The sequence below is a fragment of the Legionella genomosp. 1 genome, assembly GCF_900640215.1.
GTDB lineage: Bacteria > Pseudomonadota > Gammaproteobacteria > Legionellales > Legionellaceae > Legionella_C > Legionella_C quinlivanii_A.
Genome location: NZ_CAAAJH010000001.1, coordinates 405,479 through 427,367, shown reverse-complemented (window position 1 = coordinate 427,367; position 21,889 = coordinate 405,479). Strand labels below are relative to the sequence as shown.

Below are 21,889 nucleotides of genomic sequence, written 5' to 3'. Positions count from 1 at the left end.
ATAGAGAAAAAAACTCACATTTAGGGTAAAAATTAATAATAGGTTTAAATAGCTCGATTGCCAAGACATTTCAGATAATTGCTGAAATTTAACTTGCTAATATTGACTTAAGCATCGTTGTTTAAAATAGATTAATTTAAAACTTTGCTTAGATATCATGGGCCCTCAAGATTTTCGCCAATTATTTGAAGATGATAACCTGGAAGATTTGCTCAAATTTTTCAGGTCCTACCCTCAAATTGAACGAGCCTGGCTTTCCGTGTTCAGTCCGGAATTAATTACTTTCTGTATTCAGTTTGAAAGCAGCAACATTGCCCGATATTTAGCTGAACGGGGAGCAGTTGATTTAGACCAGCTCATTTCATTTTGTGAATCAAATAAAAATAAAGCCCTTTCTCCTGAGAAACTTGAGTCTTTGATTCAGTTTATTCATCAGGTTCAGAAATGGAAAGGCAACAAAGGCTTTTTGCAAAGCGAATATTACCTTCAAGTGATAACTGAAGCGATACAATCTGGTAATCTGGATGATGTCCGCTATTATTTGACTCACTTTCCTGAAACCCGATATCTTCGGGATAGCAGGAAAAATAATTTTATACTCATTGCAATTCAGAGTTCTCAAATAAACATTGCCAAAAAGCTGATTGAGAGCGGATGGTATCTACCTTATATTTACAGGAATGAAGCTAATGAAACAGCCTTTGACCTGGCTGAAAAACTTCAATTAACCGAGCTTTGTTCTTTTTTGTATTCAACCTATGATTCCCAATTGCTCGATATTTTTAATCGGAACATTTCAAACGACTCAGTCTTTGATGAAAATGATGATCTTTCCATAAAAGGTTTAGCATTAATGCTGAATGCTAAGGGAAATAAAATCAGATCACGCCATCAGAACCATAAGGATTTATCTGTCTATTTTATCAGCGGTGATTGCCATGCGATTGAACTCGTGCAATTTGCTGAGAAATTTTTTGTGTCTGATAAAGACCGCTGCCACATCTATCATGATGATGGCGCGCATCGCTGTCTGGTTGTTTTAGAAAAAATCGATGAAATCTTATATATAAATGTTGTCGACTCTCTGGCTACATGGAATTTGCAACAATTTATTCTGGATTTACTGAATAGCGGAAAATATTCCATATCAGGTGAAGATGTTGTCCTTTTGAAATCTCAAACCGCTCAGCAGTCGGCTGCCACGGGATGCCGCTATTATGCTCTGAAAAATTTATCAATGGTGTGCAGATACCCATCGTTCACCAAAGAAGTATTAAAAGACAAGTACTTCATCAGTGAAGAAAACGTTGATGGAACAACTATTATTTTCTATCGTTTGCCGCCTGAGTTCATGCATTTGACAAGCTCACCCAAGCAGCTTAAGCAATATATTGCTAATAATGAGGACGCAAGACAGGTTCTAAGGACCAGCAAACAAGGTGAGGCCCAGGATTTGCGAGCCTGGGCCTACCATAAACGAGATAAATACGGTATTCAAAGCCCGGAAGCACTACCTAACCGAGAATTTAATCCGGATATTGAGGTCGGAGAGAATAATCCGCGAGAACTACTAAAGAATAACTCCATCTGGTATTTTGCAAGCAAATATACTAAATCAGTAATTCCAGAAATGCTGAGATCCAATACACAGGATGAATTGAAAACGATGATTAAGAAGGTTGACTGGCGTAATACGCTATTTCATTCCAGTAAATCTCGGGAGTCTAATGTAGCAGACCTTGAGGAGAAACTTGAATCACTGCAGCTTGAGGGTCCCTCAAATCAGTCCGCTTAATTGTGCTACTGTGTCCTTCTCACAGGCATCCCGTCATCTCGAACGCAGTGAGAGATCTCCTAAATCCTGGTATGTGCCAGCATTCGGAGATCTCTCACTACGTCGAGATGACATGGCATGGCTGCGTATTGAAATTTAAGTTCAGTTTTTTCGCCGCCAGCTGGTTCCAGCAGCGCTATCCGCCAACTCCACACCGCTTTCGGCAAGCTGATCTCTGATTTCATCAGCACGCTTCCAGTTTTTTTCAGCCTTGGCTTGTGTACGCTCAGCTATAAGCTGTTCAATAGTCGCCTTATCAATACCTGTGGGCTCAGCTTGTAAAAACTGCTCGGGCTCTATTTGCAGCAAGCCAAGAACTTCAGCCAGCTTCTTTAAGGTCGCAGCCTGGCGTCGATCACGGGTTTTATTTAACTCATGGCTCAGTTGAAATAACACTGAAAGAGCGATCGGGGTATTAAAGTCATCATTCATCGCCTCATTAAACTGATTAGACCAGTCAGTATCCATCTCTTCATTGCCTGAGAATTCAATATCCTTCAGTGACTGGTATAACCGGGTCAGCGCCTTGGCCGAGTTGCTTAAATTCTCATCTGAATAATTCAGCGGGCTGCGGTAATGGCTGCTTAACAGAAAATAACGGATCACTTCGGGATGATGGTTCTTGAGCACATCTTCAATAGTGTAAAAGTTACCCAAAGACTTCGCCATTTTCTCATTGTTAACCTGCAGCATTCCCACATGGATCCAATAATTGGCAAAGGGTTTTCCAGTTGCCGCTTCACTCTGTGCAATTTCATTCTCATGATGAGGGAACTGTAAATCCAGGCCTCCGCCATGAATATCAAATTGCTGACCTAACTCATGCATCGCCATTGCTGAGCATTCAATATGCCAGCCTGGCCGTCCGTCCCCCCAGGGAGAAGGCCAACTGGGTTCGCCGGGTTTCGCTGATTTCCATAATACAAAATCAAGAGGAGAACGCTTCTCTCTGACGACCTCGATTCTGGCACCTGCTACCAGCCCTTCCAAATCCTTGTGAGATAATTTGCCATACTCTTTGAAGCTGCTCACCTCAAAGCATACATCGCCATTATCACTGATATAAGCGTTTTTGCGTTCCAGTAATTTTTCAATTAACTGAATGATTGAATGGATGTGAGCTGTAGCACGCGGCTCAACATCTGGCGGTAAGATATTTAATGAACGCTCATCATTATGCATGGCATCAATAAAATGGCTGGTCAGTTCATTAATAGAAATGCCCCGCTCCTGCGCCCGCACGATAATTTTATCGTCAATATCCGTAATGTTTCGCACATAGGTCACTTCATAATTTTGGCTGCGCAGAAAGCGTACCATCGCGTCAAAGCAAACCATAGAACGTGCATGACCTAGATGGCAACGATCATATACGGTGATACCGCAGGCATACAGGCCGATTTTACCCGGGGTTAGTGCTTTAAATGCTTCCTTTTGTCTTGTCAGCGAATTATATAAACTTAACATGCCTGCTCTCTTAACTAATTTTTGTCCAAGTGTCTCTTAGTCCAACCACACGGTGAAACGCTTTCACCTGCCCTGCATCGGTTTCATTGACACAGTAATATCCCAGACGCTCGAATTGATAGACTTCATTCTCTTTAGACTTTGCCAGTGATGGTTCGCAATAAGCCTGCTGCACCAGTAATGAATCATGATTCAAAAACTGCATGAAATCGTCCTCACGCCCCGGATTCGCATCGTTGAATAAACGATCATACTGATAAATAGTAACCGGATAAGCGTGATGTGCGGAGACCCAGTGAATAACCCCTTTTACCTTTCTGCCGACCGGGTTTTTTCCAAGTGTTTCGGGATCATAAGTACAGCGCAACTCGACAATTTCACCATGTTCATTGCGCAACACCTCATTGCAGCGAATCACATAGGCGTGTCTTAAACGCACTTCTGCACCGACTGTCAATCTAAAATAATCTTTCGGAGGGTTTTCCATAAAATCACTGCGCTCGATATATATCTCACGAGCAAAAGGAAGGACTCGATTACCAGCATCCGGATCCTGAGGGTGATAGGAGGCGATAAGCTCTTCCACCTTATCCTCAGGATAATTTTCAATAACCAGTTTAATGGGTTCAAGAACACACAAAGCCCGTTTAGCATGGCGGTTTAACTCATCCCGAACACAGGCTTCCAGAACAGACATGTCAATAACGGAATCACTGCGGGAAATACCAATTTGCTCGCAAAATTCACGGAGAGCCGCTGGCGGATACCCTCTTTTACGCATGCCGCGAATGGTAGGAAGACGGGGATCATCCCAACCGTTTACAACATTTTGCTCAACCAACTGTCGCAGCTTGCGTTTACTGGTGACTGTGTGTGACAGATTCAGGCGTGCAAATTCGGTTTGAATGGGTTTAGCCGGAACAGGCAGGTTATCGATAAACCAATCATATAAGGGACGATGATCCTGGAATTCAAGCGTACATAGCGAGTGAGTTATCTTTTCGAGTGCATCCGAAATGGGATGCGCATAATCATACATCGGATAGATACACCATTGATCACCTGTGCGTTGGTGGCTGGTATGTCGAATACGATATAGTACCGGATCTCTCATATTAATATTGCCGGATTGCATATCAATTTTGGCTCTCAGCACATGAGTTCCGTCAGGAAACTCCCCTGCTTTCATTCGCTTAAATAAATCCAGATTCTCCTCTATGCTTCGCGTGCGATAGGGACTTTCTCTACCTGGTTCCTGCAAAGTTCCACGATAGGCTCTGATTTCTTCCATGCTTAAGCTGTCCACATAGGCCTTGCCTTCTTTAATCAGCAACACCGCATAATCATACAATTGCTGATAATAATCAGAAGAATGAGTCATCTCGTGCCATTGAAATCCCAGCCATTTGACATCTTCGATCATTGCATGAACATATTCTTCTTCCTCTTTGATTGGATTGGTGTCATCAAAACGGAAGTAGCATTTTCCGGAAAACTCTTCTGCCAGACCAAAGTTCAAACAAATTGACTTGGCATGACCTACATGTAAATAGCCATTAGGCTCAGGAGGGAATCGGGTAATAATTTCTTTATGCTTTCCAGTCTCCAGATCATCAGTGATTAACTGTCTGATAAAATGAGCTCTTTTTTCGTTAATTTCTGTCATCGTATTATCCATCTATCGCATTTCGGATCGAATTAGTTAAAGTATTCACAGCCTGTTTAATATTCTTTTTCTGGTTAAACGCATCAATCATCGCGTTAATTAGCGCAGCGCCCACAATGACGCCATCAGCAAATTCAGCGACATCCGCAGCCATTTGCGGAGTTTTAATTCCAAAGCCTACCATTAAAGGGATGCTTGTCTGCGTTTTTCGATACTGATAATTTTCCCTGACAGCCTGCATATCCAGGGCGTCTGAGCCGGTAACGCCCTTTAAGGATACGTAATACAGATAGCCCTGGCCATATTCATTAATTAATTTCATTCGCTCATCTGAAGTCGTGGGGGAACATAAATAAATGCTGTACAAACCCTGCGAGCGCCAAATTTCATTCACCAGTTTGCTTTCTTCGGGAGGTAAATCCACTAAAATCGTTCCATCAACACCGACCTCTCTGGCTTTTTTTGCGAAACGCTCATAGCCATAAATTTCAATGGGATTGACATAGCCCATTATCACAACAGGCGTATTGCTATCCTTCTCTCGGAATTGCCTGACCATCTCCAGGACCTGATCGCAATTCACCTGATGGCTCAAAGCGCGCTCCATAGCCGCCTGAATCACCGGCCCCTCAGCCATAGGATCCGAGAAAGGGATCCCCAATTCAAGCACATCCGCGCCTCCTTCAACCAGAGCATGCATTAACTCCACAGTATGCTCAGGTCCCGGATCGCCTGCCGTTATATAGGGGCTAAGCATTTTCTTATTAGCCGCTTTTAATGCCGAGAGCGTTTTATCAATTCGATTCATTCAGTCACTCTTACTTGCTTGGTTAAATCGTCATCCCGTCAATTTCCGCCACGGTGTGCATGTCTTTATCGCCGCGGCCTGACAGGTTAACAATAATTTGCTGGGAATTTTTCATCTCTGGCGCCAGTTTCATCGCATAGGCAACTGCATGGCTTGACTCAAGGGCCGGAATGATTCCTTCAACCCGGGTTAAACTGCGAAAGGCGTTCAGCGCTTCGTCGTCTGTAATACCTACGTATTCAGCACGACCGCTGTCTCGAAGCCAGGCATGCTCCGGTCCTACACCGGGATAATCAAGACCCGCAGAAATGGAATGAGTATCCTTTATCTGACCATCTTCATCACAGAGCAGGTAGGTTCGATTGCCATGCAGCACACCTGGTTTTCCAGCAATCAGGGAAGCCGCATGTTCTCCAGTTTCGATACCCTTGCCAGCAGCTTCCACACCGAATATCTTCACCGCGGGATCGTTCAGAAAGGGATAAAACAAGCCAATTGCATTCGAGCCGCCTCCCACACAAGCCACAACCGCATCGGGCAGGCGACCAGTCTTATCGAGCATTTGCTGACGCGACTCTCTTCCAATGACAGCCTGAAAATCTCTGACCATCTGCGGATAAGGATGCGGTCCTGCTACTGTGCCAATGATATAAAACGTATTATCTACATTACTAACCCAGTCACGCATTGCTTCATTGAGCGCGTCCTTTAGTGTTCTCGAGCCTGAAGTTACTGGAACAACTGTCGCACCCAATAGCTTCATACGATACACATTACTCGATTGGCGCTTAATATCTTCAGAGCCCATATAGACAACGCATTCCATTCCCAGTTTGGCAGCAACAGTTGCTGAGGCAACTCCATGCTGGCCTGCGCCGGTTTCAGCAATAATACGGGTTTTACCCATCCGCTTGGCCAATAATCCCTGACCAATGGTATTATTTACTTTATGTGCGCCGGTGTGGTTCAGATCTTCCCTTTTCAGGTAAATTCTGGCTCCACCCAATTGCTTGCTCAGGCGCTCGGCATAGTACAAGGGGCTAGGCCTGCCGACATAATCTTTTAATTCAAAATCCAGTTCGGCAAGAAACTCGGGATCATTTTTATAAAACTCATAAGCTTTCTTAAGGTTTTCAAGCGCAAACATCAGCGTATCTGCAACGAACATCCCACCGTAGGGGCCAAAATGACCAAATCGGTCCGGCAGCTCATTAATGCTCATGTATTCCTCCTGCCAATTCGACAAAACGAATCATTTTGTCATGATCTTTAATACCTGGAGAACTCTCCACTCCACTGCAGACATCCACCGCATCGGGATGACAGGTCTCAAGCGCCTGTACGATGTTTGCAGTGTTCAATCCCCCCGCCAGGATGAGCGGAAGTCTTCTCTGTAAAGGAATTAGATTCCAGTCAAATACTTGCCCGCTGCCTCCTCTCACACCAACTGAAGGAGTTTCCAGCAGCAGAGCAGAAGCAGTTTCATACTTTGCTATTGCGTCATTAACGCTAGCAGAAGACATCACTGGAACGGCCTTGATAAAAGGACGGTTAAACTGCCTGCAAAACTCCGGCGGCTCATCCCCATGAAACTGCAGGCAGCTAACTGGCAGCTCATCTAAAATATTCTGCACCATCTGTACAGCAGGATTGACCAGCACGGCCACCAGATCAACAAAAACAGGCCAGTCACGAACCAACTCCCTGGCTTGCTCCAGAGAAACATGACGGGGGCTGGCCGGGTGAAAAATTAAACCAACGGCATCGACGCCCAAATGAGCAGCCGCCATGATATCTTCCCGGCGGGTCATCCCGCACATCTTGATCCGGACGCGTTTATTCATTATTTGTTCCAGAGAAATAAGGGGCCAAGCGGGCCCTGAATAACGCCATAATCTTTTGGATAACTTACATTGACCAAATATAGCCCATAAGGAGGAGCAGTTTCCGCACCCAGGCGCCGATCCTTTGCCTGCAGCACTTCCCCAACCCATTCCACCGGTTTTTTTCCAGTACCGACCGCAATCAGGACACCAGCAATGTTGCGCACCATATGATGCAGAAATGCATTGGCTGTAATATCTATCATTACTAAATCCCCATTACGTGTCACTTCCAGAGTGTGGATATTACGCATGGGCGTGTTGGACTGACATTCTACCGAGCGAAAGGACGTATAATCGTTTTCTCCAAGCAGAAAACGGGCAGCCTCTTGCATGGAGTGATGCTCAAGCTGCCGATACTGCCAGGTCACATTGCCTCTTAATAAGGCTGGCCTTATAGACGAATTATAGATGATATATCGATATCTTCGTGAAAGCGCTGAATAGCGGGCATGAAATTCCTCCGGCATTTCTTTTCCCCATTTGATACAGACATCTTTGGGAAGAAATGAATTGACTCCATGAATCCAGGCACGAATCGTTCTTTGCTTTTCACAATCAAAATGGATGACCTGATTGGTGGCATGAACCCCTGTGTCAGTTCGTCCGGCGCATACTACTGAAATGTCCATATCCGCAACACGGGATAAGGCATTTTCCAAAACTTGTTGAATCGTATGCAGGCCTGTTTGCGCCTGCCAGCCATGATACTGGCTTCCGTCGTATTCAACCCCTAAGGCAATACGCATGGCATTTCCTGCTCAAAAGGCCCAATGTAATACACCGTTATTATTTTGTCTATAGAAGTTTATTAAGAACCTCTGTGATGGCATTGAGAACTCTCAGATTATGTGTAGAATTCAGGGAATTGTACTGGAATCCTGGATCCCAGCGAACAAGCCGCGGAACGTAGGGAAGCACTGCCGTTAAGTTAAACTCAGTTGTATATTAAACCGTCTTCCCCTAGAAGCCGGGGAACCATCTCTGAGCTAGCTATAATGCCAATAGAAGAATGGATTCCCGCCTTCGCGTGAAGGACACAATTCATTAACTTCATGGAATTAGTCTGTGATCTCAGCGAGGAGCTTTTTCGCCTGCTCCCTCTGTTCTTCATTCCCATGCTCAATCACTTCCTGCAAAGATTGTCTGGCGGCCTGAAGGTCATCCATGCTGATATATGTTTTGGCCAGAGCCAGCAAGGTGTCTAACGCGGATTTACTTGTTACCAGCTCTGAGGCCTTTTCTTCGGGCTTCGTATTATTGGCAGTTTCCGGAGCAGCAGGCGCAATCGGTGGCTGGCTAGTGGTTGTTTTCTCTTCGTCCAGATTCATTGATGCAAAAAAATCCTTTTCGTCGCTGGATAATTCTATTACTGCTTCTGCTGCTTCTGGCTCGTCTGCCTTTTTCTCTTCACTTGCAGTAGTCTCCTGCAGTGGAGGCAAGTCGCTTTTATCGAGGACAAAGTCAAGACTGCGATCATCTGATTCAGACGACGATGAAGTTTCAGGCTGGTTTTCCTGAGTTAACTTTTTATGCAGACCGGGTTCAAATTCCAGGGTATAGTCCGCCTCGGACAATTTTTCCTCATCATCAATGACTTCATCAGCAGAAGGTTCATCTTCTCGCTCTGATTGGCTGTCTATCGATTCCTGAACACTCTCAGCAGGAATATCCTTTGGCATATCCAGTCGCTGTGCGCTGAGTTCTGCCTGTAAAATATCATCGCGCTCCTTATCATCCTGAATCTCCGGTTCTCTTTCTTTGGCCTGCTCTGTGGTGCCGGGAGCAAAAGCCGGCCTTTCAGGAACCTGTTGGCTTAAATCTTCCTTTACTTCAGGCACAACCGGTTCGAGCTGAGGCTTTAGTTCCTGCAAATTATTTGACCACGGTTTTGCTGGCAAACTTGCAGCCACCGGGGCACACTGGGGCTTTTCCGTGCGCCGTCTGCTAATTAACATGCCTGACATAATACCTAAACTGATACCCCCTGTTAGCAGCAACAGATACCCCCACCAGGGCAGGCCATTGCTGTCATCATTTAGTTCATTAACCTGAGCTTTTAAACCTTTTCTTTCTGTAATAAATTGACTTATCTGCGTCTTAAGTTCGGAGAATTCCTGATTTTGCTGCTGCATCTTTTGCAGCAATTGCTTATTGTCGCCCTGGAGAGCAGAAAGTTGTGCTTTTAATTGCATATTTTCAGAACGGACGGCATCAATTGCTGCGGAATTTACGTCCATCTCAGCTTTCATTTTGAGATCAGTTTGTTTGGCCCCTGCTTGCGCCACAGTATCAGGCTTGGGTAATAATGATGTAAATAAAACTGGCTGGGTGGACTTGTCCTGCTGAAATGCAGGAACAGGCAATACTGTTGAAACGCCTGGCTGTTGCCTGGTTTTTTGGTCAAACTGCGAACTGCCAGTCACTGCGTCTATATAGGGGGGTAACAGGACATGCTTTATTTCACTCCCTGACTTCCAGGCGATATCGTGTGCCTCTACTTCTTTTTTTGCCAGATCAGCAGGTATTTTTAATACTTCCTCATTCGATGGAATTCTAAGCCGTTCTCCGATTTTCAGACCATTCAGATTGCCCTGTGTGAATGCCTGAGAGTTGGTGCCCACTATGGCAAGGATTACTTGCTGTAAGCTGGAGTCAGTTGTCACATAACGCTGCGCAATTTGCCAGATATTTTCATTAACCAGGGTTGGGCCATAACTCGCCTCTTTCCGAACTTGATGAGCAGCATCGGGTAATTCCACAATATGCGTAAACACTGGCTTGTCTACAACCCCGGGTCCTTTTATCGTCTTGCTTCTGATTACTTTATCACTATGGACTACAGTAACCAGTTTATAGCCGGGAGGGTCAAGTAGAATAGTATAGGATCGGTACAACTGTCCTTCTGCCCATGCCAAATCCACAACCAATTGCAAAAAAGGCTCGGTAATTCGCTCCTGGGATGTCAATGCAATAACGGGTTTGCCTTTTTTATTTAATCGGACGTCAAACTGGATGAACGAGAGAATTTCTTTTCTCTCCAGACCAATCCGTTCAAAATCTTCGACCGAAGCCAGACTGGCTTTAATCCCGTTAAGTGGAATACCATCAATATCAATCAAGGGAATTTCACCCTGAAAGGGCTGGTTAAGATAGGAGCTTACAGTGAGTTCGCCCATGCCCAGGGAGTAAACGGCAAATGGCATAGTAATCGTTAATATTGCAGCATACAGACGATTTAGTTTCACAACACTCCCTGTAGGAAAAACTCTCAATACCAGGTTCTGTGGACAAATTTTATTGTGAGCGAAAATGCGGATAATTAAAATATGTTCACGGAACCTAAGATAAAAGAACAAAATTATCATCTTCATTCAATGGATTCAAGCGAAGTTATACTCTTTAACGATTTAACATTTGCATATCAATTTGCTCTATTTCATAATGCCGGCCATCAAAATCCCTGTTCTGCAGCTAAGCTATTGATAGAGGCATAATCATTCGGGGTAATGTGAAATTGAAGGAGGTAATCAATGACTGCTCAAATACTGGATGGGAAAACTGTCGCATCCCAGCTTAAATTATCTCTTAAAGAAGAAATTAATCAAAGAAAATCCTCTGGCGAAGTAACTCCTGGTCTCGCGGTTATCCTGGTTGGGAATGACAGCGCATCAGAAGTCTATGTCGCTAACAAGCGCAAAGCCTGTGCTGAAATCGGAATAAATTCCTATGCCTATGATTTACCAGTTGATACCGATGAAAAGACTTTGCTGCAATTGATTGAGCAGCTCAATCAGGATGAAAACACACATGGTATTTTGGTTCAACTGCCACTGCCTCAGCATATCAACGAAGGAACCATTATCGAGGCTCTTTCGCCTTTAAAAGACGTCGACGGCTTTCATCCCTATAATATAGGCCGGCTCGCTCAGCGCTCCCCCCTGCTAAGGCCCTGTACTCCCGCTGGAATTATTGAGCTTCTGAGAAGTTATGACATCCCTCTTTGGGGCACTGACGCATTAGTGATAGGCGCCTCCAATATTGTAGGCAGACCAATGATGCTCGAGTTTTTGCTGGCAGCCTCTACAGTGACCATCACCCATCGTTTCAGTAACAATCTGGAAAAACATGTTCGTAATGCAGAAATCATTGTAGTCGCCACGGGCAAGACAGATGTGCTAGATACAAGCTGGCTGTCAGAGAATCAGATAATAGTTGACGTGGGAATACACCGACTGCAAGATGGCAGTCTTTGCGGCGATGTGGATTATAAAAAGGCGGTAGAAAAAGTCGCCTGGATTACACCGGTTCCAGGCGGAGTTGGTCCAATGACTATCGCAATGCTGCTACAGAATACATTGATTGCTTCAAAACACCTCACTGGTTCGTGATCCGGTCAATCATCTATCAAGCTCATCCCAGTCAAAATCACCATCCAGCTCATCTATTTCTTCACGCAGCCGTTTTTTTTCGAGCCGCTCCTCCAGCATTTTTCGAACACGTTTTTTGTGAGAGAGTTGTTCTTCGTCTTCATGAGTATACTCATAATCAGAAAACGAGTAACTGTCATCATGCTCATTTCGCAAACCCATACCCGCCTCCTAAACGCAACTTTAGTTTTTTTATCAGCCCAAATCAGTGCAAGACTGATCTTAATTTGAGTATAGTGCAAAAAATAAAAGAGCTGTGCAGTGTATGCTGTAACTGGTTTAAAACGTATAATTGCTTAAATCTCATTTTTTGAAAGTCTTTATGCTCAGTTATCAACACGGTTATCATGCCGGCAATTTTGCGGATATCGTTAAACATTTCGTTCTCACCAACCTGCTTTCCAGTCTGCAACAAAAAGAGAAACCTCTGTTTATTCTGGAAACCCATGCCGGACGAGGGCTTTATGATCTTCGCGATCGGCAGTCGAATAAAACAGGAGAATATCTGGCGGGAATCGCAGAGGTCTGGAAATTTAAGAAAAAAGCGCCGACGTCTTTTGAATCGTACTTAAAAAGCATCCAGAAATTAAATAATGAGGAGCTCAGATATTACCCGGGTTCACCCTCATTAATTATTGATAATCTGCGTCCTCAGGACAGATTAACAGCATGCGAGCTGCACCCACGAGAATTTGACCATCTCGACTCCTTGTCTCACCAGGGCAAGCGCGTCCATTTTACCCATAGTGACGGGATGCATAATCTCACAGCCTTGCTTCCTCCACCCGAACGCCGTGGTTTGATTTTTATTGATCCATCCTTTGAGATAAAAACAGAGTACAAGCAGATCCCTGAGAAAATGGGCCTGGCTTATAAAAAATTTGAAACCGGCGTGTTCTGCCTCTGGTATCCAATTATTGATAATCGTTTACATGAAAAGCTTATTCGGCATTTGGGTGCCATCCCTGCTAAACAAACACTAAACATTGAGTTCCATTTGGGCGTTCCAGGCGATGGAATGAATAGCTGCGGCTTATGGATAATAAACCCGCCCTATCTGCTCGAGGAGCAGGTTAAAAGCGGTCTGGATTATTTATGCTCTATAATTAACCCCAAAAAATCATTTTATCGTATTGAAAAGACGGGGTCTTAATTCAAGAGAGGAAGCACAATGAACATTATTCCTGTACCGGCATTTTCGGATAACTATATCTGGACACTAGTTAATGAAGAGCAGCAGATAGCCATTTGTGTTGATCCGGGACAGGCCCAACCGGTTTTAAGCTATGTCAATACACACAAGCTTCGCCTGGATGGCATTTTACTCACTCACCATCACGCTGATCATATAGGCGGTGTACCCGAATTGCTTAATCATTTTCCTCTTGCCTGGGTTTATGGTCCGAATGATCAGCGGATACCACAACCCTTTCATTCGATCACCGAACCCGATTCGATTACATGGCTTGATTGTCATTTCAAAGTACTTGAAATCCCAGGCCATACCAGCAGCCATATCTGCTATTTTGAGCCTCGATTAGAAGCCTTATTTTGTGGCGACACACTTTTTTCAGCAGGTTGCGGGCGAGTATTTGACGGCAGTCTGGAGGCGCTGTTTGGGTCACTGACCCGCCTTGGTCATTTGCCGGGAAGCACAAAGGTTTACTGCGGCCATGAATATACCTTGCAAAATCTTCGCTTTGCTAATCAGGTTGAACCTCAAAATACAGATATTCAATTGGAAATGAGCAAGTTTAACCAGCCAGATTATCACTGCTCTCTGCCTTCGACCATCGAAAAAGAGAAGCGTATCAATCCCTTTCTGCGGACTACAGAACCCTCTGTTATACAGTATGCAGTCAATCGAGGATGTTCTTCAGTTGAGCCATTGAGGGTATTCAGACAGCTTCGGGAAGATAAAAATAATTTCTCGTGAGAATTGATTAATAAATCGACAGAAACAGTAAATGAGGCATTAAAGGGTTTATCCTGAATTTGATCTTTAGTAAACTGACTTCCCCTTATCAGAAATAGGTTCGCACATTGAAGTTTAAATTCAATTATATTTGTGGAATATTTCTTTATTTATCAATGAATCTTTGTTTTGGCTGGGGTTTTGGTCATTCTGTTCCCACGGTATGGGAGGTATTGAGAAGCCAGCTTAAAATGAATCATGAAGTCACACAGCCTGAAGTTCAAAGCCAACTGCAATGGCTCATCAATCACCCCGGCTATCTGCAAAAACTGGCCCGTGCAGAACCCTATATGTATCATATTGTCACTGAAGTTAAAAAACGGAATCTGCCAGGAGAACTGGCCCTTATACCCATGCTGGAAAGTGCCTACGATCCTTTTGCTTATTCAGGAGCCGGCGCTGCCGGCTTATGGCAGCTCATGCCGGGAACAGGAACTAATCTTGGTTTAAAACAGGACTGGTGGTTTGATGCCAGACGAAGCATCACTCCTTCTACCGATGCGGCCCTTAATTATCTGAATTACCTTGGCCGATATTTTAATGGAAACTGGGTTCTGGCTATTGCAGCCTATGATTCAGGCGAAGGAACTATTTCAAGAGCCATCAAAAACAGCGGTCAGACAGGTCGCGCAGTTAATTTCTGGGTATTACCGGTTCCGAATGAAACCCGCTTTTATGTACCCCGATTACTGGCGCTTGCCGAAATTATTAAATACCCGCAGCGTTACCGGGTCAGTCTTCCTGAAATACCGCATGTCCCCTATTTTGAGGAAGTTAATATTGGCAGCCAGATTGACTTAAACCATGCCGCTAAATTGGCTGGCATTTCCTACACGGATTTAATAAAATTAAATCCTGGATACAATCGCTGGGCCACAGCGCCTTATAAGCCTTTCAAGCTATTAATTCCTGCTGCCAAAGTAGCCGCTTTTAATCGTAACCTGGCTCATGTTCCACGAGAGCAACGCGTCAGCTGGACCAGGCATCAGGTGCGGAAAGGCGACAATCTGAACTCTATTGCCCAACGCTATTTTACAACTGCAAAATTATTACGTGAAGTTAACCAGCTCCCTAACGATCGCCTAAAGAATGGCCAGTTTATTTTAATTCCAAGCACTAAGAACGCGCCGCGAGCGATAGCCAGCAATCGACCCAAACCGATAGTGGATAAACCTGCTTCGACACAAATTTATAAAGTAATTCATATTGTGCAAAATGGAGAGGATATCCGCAGCATTGAAGCCAAATATCAGGTTGCAGCCGCCGATATACGACAATGGAACAAACTCAATCCGAAAAAAGCACTATCAAAGGGACAACAGTTAGTCATCTGGAGGAACAAAGTGAATCCGGGGATCTATACCGTTAAAAACGGCGATAGTTTAAGCGCAATTGCCAAGCGCAATAATACCAGTGTTGCCAATCTGGCAAAGCTAAACCCAAATATCAACATGAATCTTCTCAAACCTGGCCAGAAATTATTTGTGGGTTAAAGTATTTTGAGAATACAAAGAAATCCCCTCTCTCTAACTCTCTCCCATAAGGGGAGAGAGTATTTAAGGAAGTAGGCGTCATTTAAAAAAAATCCCCTCTCCCAAGTTGGGAGAGGGCTAGGCCATTAAGTTAAGCTCATTTGTATATAAACCGTCCTCCCCGCGAAGGCGGGGATCCATCTCAGAGCGAGCTATAATGCCAATTGAGGAATGGATTCCCGCCTTCGCGGGAAGGACGTAATCCTTAACTTAATGGCAGCAGTAAGGGTGAGGGTGAGAGTGAGAGTGAGGTTTTTTTTTAAACCCCTCCCTGAGCTCCCAATCATTTTATTTAAAAATTATTCTGTTAATCAAGCCTTAAGCATTCCTGTTTTACACTAAAACAAAATGAAAAAGGAGACTGTCATGTCTAACAGAGAATTGTCTGAACGTTTGAATAACGAACTGGATGCGATAGGAGTTCCCGATTTAATGGCCGAAAGGGTTCAAGCCTTTGCGAAGATGCTTAAATTGCCAAAATTTAAGGCCGAAGCGGTTCTGAATGGAGTGATGGTTGACTCAGGCACAATGCAAACCATAGCCAGCGAGCTGGAGGTCAGTGTGGATTGGTTGCTGGGTAAGAAAAAGAATAAAGATAAACACTGAATGTAACTCCCCAGGTACGTCATCCTGCCCAGGTTCGTCATCCTGAGCGTAGCGAAGGATCTCCTAAATCTGACTCAGAGATCCTTCGCTACGCTCAGGATGACGTTGGAGACGATTCAGGATAACGCTGATACAATTCAGGATAACGCTGATACAATTCAGGATGACGTTGAGACGATTCAGGATTAAATTCCCTCAGGAATAGACATAAGACTCGCATTGCCTCCTGCTGCTGTCGTATCCACTGTATAGGTACGCTCATGACATAAACGCAGCAAATAGTATGGGCCGCCAGCCTTGGGTCCTGTACCGGATAATCCTTCTCCGCCGAAAGGCTGGAGTCCTACCACCGCACCAATCATATTACGGTTAACATAGCAGTTACCGGCATGTACCCGCTGACGAATGTAATCAACAGTATGATTTATCCGGCTGTGAATTCCCAGAGTCAAGCCATAACCCGTTCCATTAATTTCGCTAATGACTTTATCCAGCCCTTTTCGTGGATAGCGAATCACATGGAGAACCGGCCCAAACACTTCTTTCTTGAGCGAGTTGATGGAGTCGAGTGCTATTGCTGTGGGCGGCATGAAATATCCGTTTCGGCAGTCCTCACTTAAGCGGCATTGGTAAATAATCTCATGGCTTTTTCTCATTTGCTCCACATGGGCCTTAAGCACTTCCAGAGCTTCACTGTCAATAACAGGCCCAATATCCGTGCTCAGCCATTGAGGATCTCCAATCGTTAATTCTTCCATAGCCCCTTTTAAGAGCTCAATGAAGCGAGGATAAACCTCTTCCTGGATATAGATGACACGCAGGGCTGAACAGCGCTGGCCCGCACTTCCAAATGAGGAAGTAATCACATCTACAATAACCTGCTCAAGCAATGCGGAAGAGTCAACGATCATAGCATTCTGACCGCCTGTTTCAGCAATCAGGGGGATAATTTCTCCACCCCGTGTTGCCAGTGTCTTATTAATCAGATTAGCGGTTTGTGTCGAACCGGTGAATACAACTGCTTTCACACGCAAGTCAGCCACCAGTGCCGCACCAATAGTTTCACCAGGGCCAGGCAGGAGTTGAATAACCCCTGTAGGAATCCCTGCTTCATGCAGAAGGTTAACTGCCATGCAAGCAATTAAAGGCGTCTGTTCCGCTGGCTTGGCAATAACGCAATTTCCCGTCACCAATGCGGCAACCACCTGACCTGTAAAAATAGCCAGGGGAAAATTCCAGGGACTAATGCAGAGCACTGTTCCTCTTCCATGAAGCGATAACTCATTAACCTCGCCTGTATAGCCATGTAATGACTGTGGTGAGCCCATCAGCTTTACAGCATGAGTGGCATAATAACGGCAGAAATCAACCGCTTCCCTGACTTCAGCAATACTGTCGCTCCAGGTTTTTCCGGCTTCAAGGCAAAGCAAAGCCATTAGTCTGGCTTGATTTTCTTCAAGCAGATCGGCATAGCGTTCAATAAGAGCGGCTCTTTCCTTCACAGGACGAGTATTCCAGTGCGAAAAGGCCTTCTCCGCCTGTTTTAAAGCCCAGTCGATATCTTCAATTGCAGTATCGCTGACCTGACCAATCGGCTTATCAGTGCGTTGCGGCGATGTGACACTCCGATGCACTTGTCCTGCTTCACGACCATTTAACAAAGGTTTGGCCTGCCAGTGCGTCAAATCCTGGGTACCATAATAAGCGCGTAATTGATTCAATTCCTGTCTATTGGTGAAATCGAATCCGGATGAGTTCTGACGCTCAGGTAAAAATATGGCAGAAGGTAATGGAATATTATGATTAATTTTGGATAAAAACCCACGTGCCTTAGCGACTGGATCTTCTACCAAAGATTCGATCGGTGCTTTTTCATCCACTATCCTGTTCACAAAAGAAGAGTTTGCTCCATTTTCAAGAAGCCTGCGAACGAGATAGGGTAATAAATCTTCATGGCTGCCGACTGGCGCATAGATACGGCAAGGGATCCCCAGTTTAGACGCAGGAACAATCTGCTCGTAGAGCTCTTTACCCATCCCATGAAGACACTGAAATTCAAAATCCCGGTAATCACCTACTATTTGCAAGACCATTGCGACCGAATAGGCATTATGGGTAGCAAACTGAGGATAAATAACATCCGTCATCGTAAGCAGTTTTTTTGCACAGGCCTGAAAAGAGACATCGGTGAATACTTTACGGGTGAATACAGGATATTCTTCCAGTCCCTGCATTTGTGTTTTTTTAATTTCACTATCCCAGTAAGCACCTTTAATCAGCCGAACCATAATCCGGCGGCCTTTTTTACGTGCCAAATCAGCAAGCCAGTCCAAAACAAAGGATGCTCTTTTCTGGTAAGACTGAACAGCGAGACCGAAGCCTTTCCAGCCATTCAGACTATCATCATTGAAAACGGCTTCAATAATATCCAATGAGATATCAAGACGTTCTGATTCTTCGGCATCAATGGTCATACCGATGTCATAGTGTTTGGCAATTTGAGATAACTCAAGAAGTCGAGGAGGCAATTCTCGCATCACACGCTCTTTTTGCGCTTCCTGATATCTTGGGTGCAAAGCCGATAGTTTGATGGAAATCCCGGGCCGTTGATAGATTGTCGCTTGCCGATCCGCCTTTTCCCCAATCGCCTTAATCGCATCTTTATACGCCTGGAAATAACGATCCGCATCGATCTGCGTCAACGCTGCTTCGCCCAGCATGTCATAAGAATAACGATAGCCAATTGCTTCTTTTTTCTTCGCCCGGGTTAAGGCTTCCGAAATGTTGCGCCCCATTACGAATTGCTTGCTCATGATACGCATTGCCTTATCCACCGCTTTACGCACAACACCTTCGCCGCTGCGATTAAGAACAGTGAAAACAGCCTTGCTTAAGACCGACTCCGCTTTTTCTGGCGTCAATACTTTCCCCGTAAGCATAAGCGCCCAGGTGGTTGCATTAACAAAAAACGACTGACTTTGACCCCGATGCGATTTCCAGTCGGCAGCGGTCAATTTGTCTTTGATAAGGCTGCTGATAGTCGGATTATCAGGAACTCGTAATAGGGCCTCCGCCAGGCACATCAACGCAATCCCTTCCTCGCTGGATAAGGAGTATTCTGTCAGGAAAGAATCAATCCCGGTGCTTTTTGTCCGCTCAAAACGAACTTGTTTGACTAAATCGGTTGCAAGCCCTCTTGCGCCATGCAATTGCGGATCGGAGAGTGTTGCCTCATCAATGAGTTGACTAATTATTGATAATTCGTCGATTCTATAGGCTTGATTAATTTGAGCGCGCAATCCTTCCGGACCTTGCAAATGACGCTTAACTAGCATTGCTGTCTCCACCACAAAATTTGGTATAAAATTTAACAATCAATGATAATTCAGAATGCACTCAAATGAAATCCACCCGGACTTAATTTCATGAAAATTTACGCCGAAAAGCGATTTCCAGGAAAAGCACAACCCATTATTTTTAGATCTAATTTAAACCTTATTGCTCTATTTTTATACCGTTAATTCGCAAAACCCGACCGCCTTTAGAGCATTTATTGGACATGTAGACCATATACAAGCCATGTAATAGATTAGAAAAATTAGCTAAGATTCTGAATTGATATATTTTTTTTCCTCATGAGCAATGATTTTTCTTATTATTTTACTTTTGCCTCACTTGTAAATATAATCATCAGCTTTTGATTGCATTGTAATCAATGTTTCACAAGAAAAAAGGAGTATCATGAGTACAGTAATTAGCCTTCTATCGGCACTGTTTTTTTCATCGCATTCAGCGCCGACTCACCCTATTTCAACACAGGTTGCTGCGGCAGCCAAACCGGCAAGTAATCTGAGCGTTCAAGTTCAGCATCTTAGCAAGAAAGCCCCTCAGTTAAATAAAAAAGTATTGAAGCTGGCACTGGCGGCCTATCAGAAAGCATCTGCAAAAGGTGCTGTCAAAAAGCCTTTGCTGACAGTCATTGATTATTCATTACCTTCTAACAAGCAGAGAATGTGGATTTTTGATCTTAATAAAGAAAGACTTTTATATAATACTTACGTAGCGCACGGTAAAAACTCCGGAATGGACGTGCCAAAACATTTTTCGAACAAAGTATCCAGCAAAGAAAGCAGCCTGGGAACGTATGTAACGCGCGATACTTATTATGGGTCAAAAGGCCTGTCATTAAATCTTCAGGGGCTTGAAAGAGGAATTAATGACAATGCTTACAATCGCAGAGTAGTGATTCACGGCGCATGGTATGTAGAGCCTGATTTTATCAAAAAAACTGGCCGTGCAGGACGAAGCTGGGGATGCCCTTCTATCGCTCAAACTCTGGCCAAGCCGGTAATTAATACGATTAAGGGAGGATCTGTAGTGTTTGCTTACTATCCCGACAAGTTTTATTTATCGCATACTGGTTATGCAATGGCATAAAAAATTAAGCCAGGGTATCGTACCCTGGCTTTTTCGCAGTCATCCAATCAGGACATCCTGTCCCGAAATCTTCCCTGATTATTTCATTTCCATATGACGAAAGTCCTTTTAAAGACCTCATTTCCGTTGAAGTCATGTATAAAATTTAGCAGTGATGTTTAGTCTATGCAAGCCTGCTTCTCATCAAAGGATGCTACAGGCAATTATACACATTAAAATAAACATCATATATTTCAATTAGTTAATGTGAAATCAAGAGACACTTGAACACTAAAAGCTACCTTTTCTTCAATGGAATTGAGAAATATCTTGGGGTGTCTTGAGCAAAAGCGGATGTCAAGTAAGCAGGATGAACAAGTTAAGTACGATAGAAAATTACAGCTTTCTAGTTTAGAATAGCATGGAATAATCGACTTGAGGCAATTTGACTAAGCGGAGTTCAATAAATATCTATAACTTTATTCGCTTGTATGGCGTTCAGATTTCAATTTTGTGATTGAAGAAAAATGTGTGCGTAGCTATTCTACGTAAGCATTTTTCTGATTGAGCAAAACTGATAGATGAGTGGCAGACAAGATGAAGAAAGTTATAGATATTTATTGGACTCCGCTTATAAGTCAGTAAACAGAGTAAGAACTATGAAGCAAAATAACCTGGTCAAAAAAGATAGATTACTAATTATTGATTGGCTGATAGAACATTTTCCAAATGCTTTTTTTAAAAAACCCGTACAGGTGAAACCCCTGCAGATAGGAATATTCGACGATATTATTGAATTTTACGATCGACTGGAGTCACCTCCTTTTAGTAAAAAATCATTGCGGGAAGCCTTGAATTACTATAGCTCATCACCAGCCTATCTTAGCTGTCAGAAAGTGAATACAGCTCGAGTTGATCTTTATGGCAATGAAGTAGATGTGGTTACAGAAGAACAAGCCAAATACGCTCACCAGCGTTTTCAGACTCGCTACACCAAATCTGACAAATCGACTGTTGATTCTGAAAAAGCCGAGTGATTTTAAAGCGAGGATGCAGGGCTGCGATCGACTCGGAAACCCTGAGCCTGCACTGAATGTATATACTTGTCGTCTTTGCGAACAAAGTGAAGCAATCCAGATAGTAGCTCGAACAAAATATGGACTGGATTGCTTCGCTGACGCTCGCAAAGACGGTTTAGTGGACCTATCTTTATTTATGCAAACAACGCTGCCCGAGGATGACAGTGTAATAAACAAAGCGTTTAACATGAAT

17 protein-coding genes are annotated in these 21,889 nt (G+C 44.0%); 8 read left to right on the top strand and 9 right to left on the bottom strand.

Going from position 1 to position 21,889, the window contains the following annotated elements; translation table 11 throughout:
- The first annotated feature begins 157 nt into the window (after positions 1–157).
- The gene (locus E1O89_RS01810) at positions 158–1,795 is read left to right on the top strand and encodes an ankyrin repeat domain-containing protein (RefSeq protein WP_133138658.1); all 1,638 of its coding nucleotides are present in this window, start codon (positions 158–160) and stop codon (positions 1,793–1,795) included.
- A gap of 141 nt (positions 1,796–1,936) precedes the next feature.
- Here E1O89_RS01810 and cysS read toward each other — a convergent pair whose 3' ends face one another.
- The 7 genes from cysS to E1O89_RS01775 all read right to left on the bottom strand — a co-directional run bounded on the left by cysS (position 1,937) and on the right by E1O89_RS01775 (position 10,906).
- Positions 1,937–3,301, bottom strand: coding sequence for a cysteine--tRNA ligase (gene cysS / locus E1O89_RS01805; RefSeq protein ID WP_133138657.1), 1,365 nt, complete (start codon positions 3,299–3,301; stop codon positions 1,937–1,939).
- A gap of 10 nt (positions 3,302–3,311) precedes the next feature.
- Positions 3,312–4,967: a glutamine--tRNA ligase/YqeY domain fusion protein gene (locus tag E1O89_RS01800; RefSeq protein WP_133138656.1), complete on the bottom strand. Its 1,656-nt coding sequence runs from the start codon at positions 4,965–4,967 to the stop codon at positions 3,312–3,314.
- Positions 4,968–4,971: 4 nt separating this feature from the next.
- The gene (trpA, locus tag E1O89_RS01795) at positions 4,972–5,775 is read right to left on the bottom strand and encodes a tryptophan synthase subunit alpha (protein ID WP_133138655.1); all 804 of its coding nucleotides are present in this window, start codon (positions 5,773–5,775) and stop codon (positions 4,972–4,974) included.
- A gap of 22 nt (positions 5,776–5,797) precedes the next feature.
- Positions 5,798–6,997: a tryptophan synthase subunit beta gene (gene trpB / locus E1O89_RS01790; RefSeq protein WP_133138654.1), complete on the bottom strand. Its 1,200-nt coding sequence runs from the start codon at positions 6,995–6,997 to the stop codon at positions 5,798–5,800.
- On the bottom strand, positions 6,987–7,619 hold the full coding sequence (locus E1O89_RS01785) for a phosphoribosylanthranilate isomerase (RefSeq protein WP_133138653.1): 633 nt from the start codon (positions 7,617–7,619) through the stop codon (positions 6,987–6,989). Before E1O89_RS01785 ends, trpB begins: the two co-directional genes overlap by 11 nt.
- Positions 7,619–8,407, bottom strand: coding sequence for a tRNA pseudouridine(38-40) synthase TruA (truA, locus tag E1O89_RS01780; protein WP_112218616.1), 789 nt, complete (start codon positions 8,405–8,407; stop codon positions 7,619–7,621). Before truA ends, E1O89_RS01785 begins: the two co-directional genes overlap by 1 nt.
- Before the next feature lie 312 nt (positions 8,408–8,719).
- Positions 8,720–10,906: a FimV/HubP family polar landmark protein gene (locus tag E1O89_RS01775; RefSeq protein ID WP_165483029.1), complete on the bottom strand. Its 2,187-nt coding sequence runs from the start codon at positions 10,904–10,906 to the stop codon at positions 8,720–8,722.
- A gap of 285 nt (positions 10,907–11,191) precedes the next feature.
- Between E1O89_RS01775 and folD the strand changes: the two genes are divergently transcribed.
- Positions 11,192–12,049 carry a bifunctional methylenetetrahydrofolate dehydrogenase/methenyltetrahydrofolate cyclohydrolase FolD gene (gene folD / locus E1O89_RS01770; RefSeq protein WP_133138651.1) on the top strand — a complete coding sequence of 286 codons (858 nt, stop codon included), beginning with the start codon at positions 11,192–11,194 and terminating at the stop codon, positions 12,047–12,049.
- A 9-nt stretch (positions 12,050–12,058) separates the two neighbouring features.
- Here folD and E1O89_RS01765 read toward each other — a convergent pair whose 3' ends face one another.
- A complete protein-coding gene (locus E1O89_RS01765; RefSeq protein ID WP_058508126.1) occupies positions 12,059–12,250 on the bottom strand; it encodes a PA3496 family putative envelope integrity protein in 192 nt (63 codons plus the stop codon).
- Positions 12,251–12,410: 160 nt separating this feature from the next.
- Here E1O89_RS01765 and E1O89_RS01760 point away from each other — a divergent pair, with 160 nt between their 5' ends.
- The 4 genes from E1O89_RS01760 (at position 12,411) to E1O89_RS01745 (ending at position 16,201) form a co-directional block, all read left to right on the top strand.
- The gene (locus E1O89_RS01760) at positions 12,411–13,241 is read left to right on the top strand and encodes a 23S rRNA (adenine(2030)-N(6))-methyltransferase RlmJ (RefSeq protein ID WP_133138650.1); all 831 of its coding nucleotides are present in this window, start codon (positions 12,411–12,413) and stop codon (positions 13,239–13,241) included.
- Positions 13,242–13,259: 18 nt separating this feature from the next.
- Positions 13,260–14,024 carry a hydroxyacylglutathione hydrolase gene (gene gloB, locus E1O89_RS01755; RefSeq protein ID WP_133138649.1) on the top strand — a complete coding sequence of 255 codons (765 nt, stop codon included), beginning with the start codon at positions 13,260–13,262 and terminating at the stop codon, positions 14,022–14,024.
- Positions 14,025–14,179: 155 nt separating this feature from the next.
- Positions 14,180–15,556, top strand: a complete 1,377-nt coding sequence (locus tag E1O89_RS01750) for a LysM peptidoglycan-binding domain-containing protein (protein WP_133138752.1) — start codon at positions 14,180–14,182, stop codon at positions 15,554–15,556.
- A 405-nt stretch (positions 15,557–15,961) separates the two neighbouring features.
- Complete coding sequence (locus E1O89_RS01745; protein WP_133138648.1) at positions 15,962–16,201, top strand: hypothetical protein; 240 nt, start codon at positions 15,962–15,964, stop codon at positions 16,199–16,201.
- A 185-nt stretch (positions 16,202–16,386) separates the two neighbouring features.
- On the opposite strand, the gene putA is transcribed toward E1O89_RS01745, so the two are convergent.
- Positions 16,387–19,536: a bifunctional proline dehydrogenase/L-glutamate gamma-semialdehyde dehydrogenase PutA gene (putA, locus tag E1O89_RS01740; RefSeq protein WP_165483028.1), complete on the bottom strand. Its 3,150-nt coding sequence runs from the start codon at positions 19,534–19,536 to the stop codon at positions 16,387–16,389.
- A gap of 406 nt (positions 19,537–19,942) precedes the next feature.
- Here putA and E1O89_RS01735 point away from each other — a divergent pair, with 406 nt between their 5' ends.
- Positions 19,943–20,638 (top strand): murein L,D-transpeptidase catalytic domain family protein, encoded by a 696-nt coding sequence (locus tag E1O89_RS01735; protein WP_112218624.1) that lies wholly within the window; start codon positions 19,943–19,945, stop codon positions 20,636–20,638.
- Positions 20,639–21,276: 638 nt separating this feature from the next.
- Positions 21,277–21,654 (top strand): ProQ/FINO family protein, encoded by a 378-nt coding sequence (locus E1O89_RS01730; protein WP_133138647.1) that lies wholly within the window; start codon positions 21,277–21,279, stop codon positions 21,652–21,654.
- Positions 21,655–21,889 lie beyond the last annotated feature (235 nt).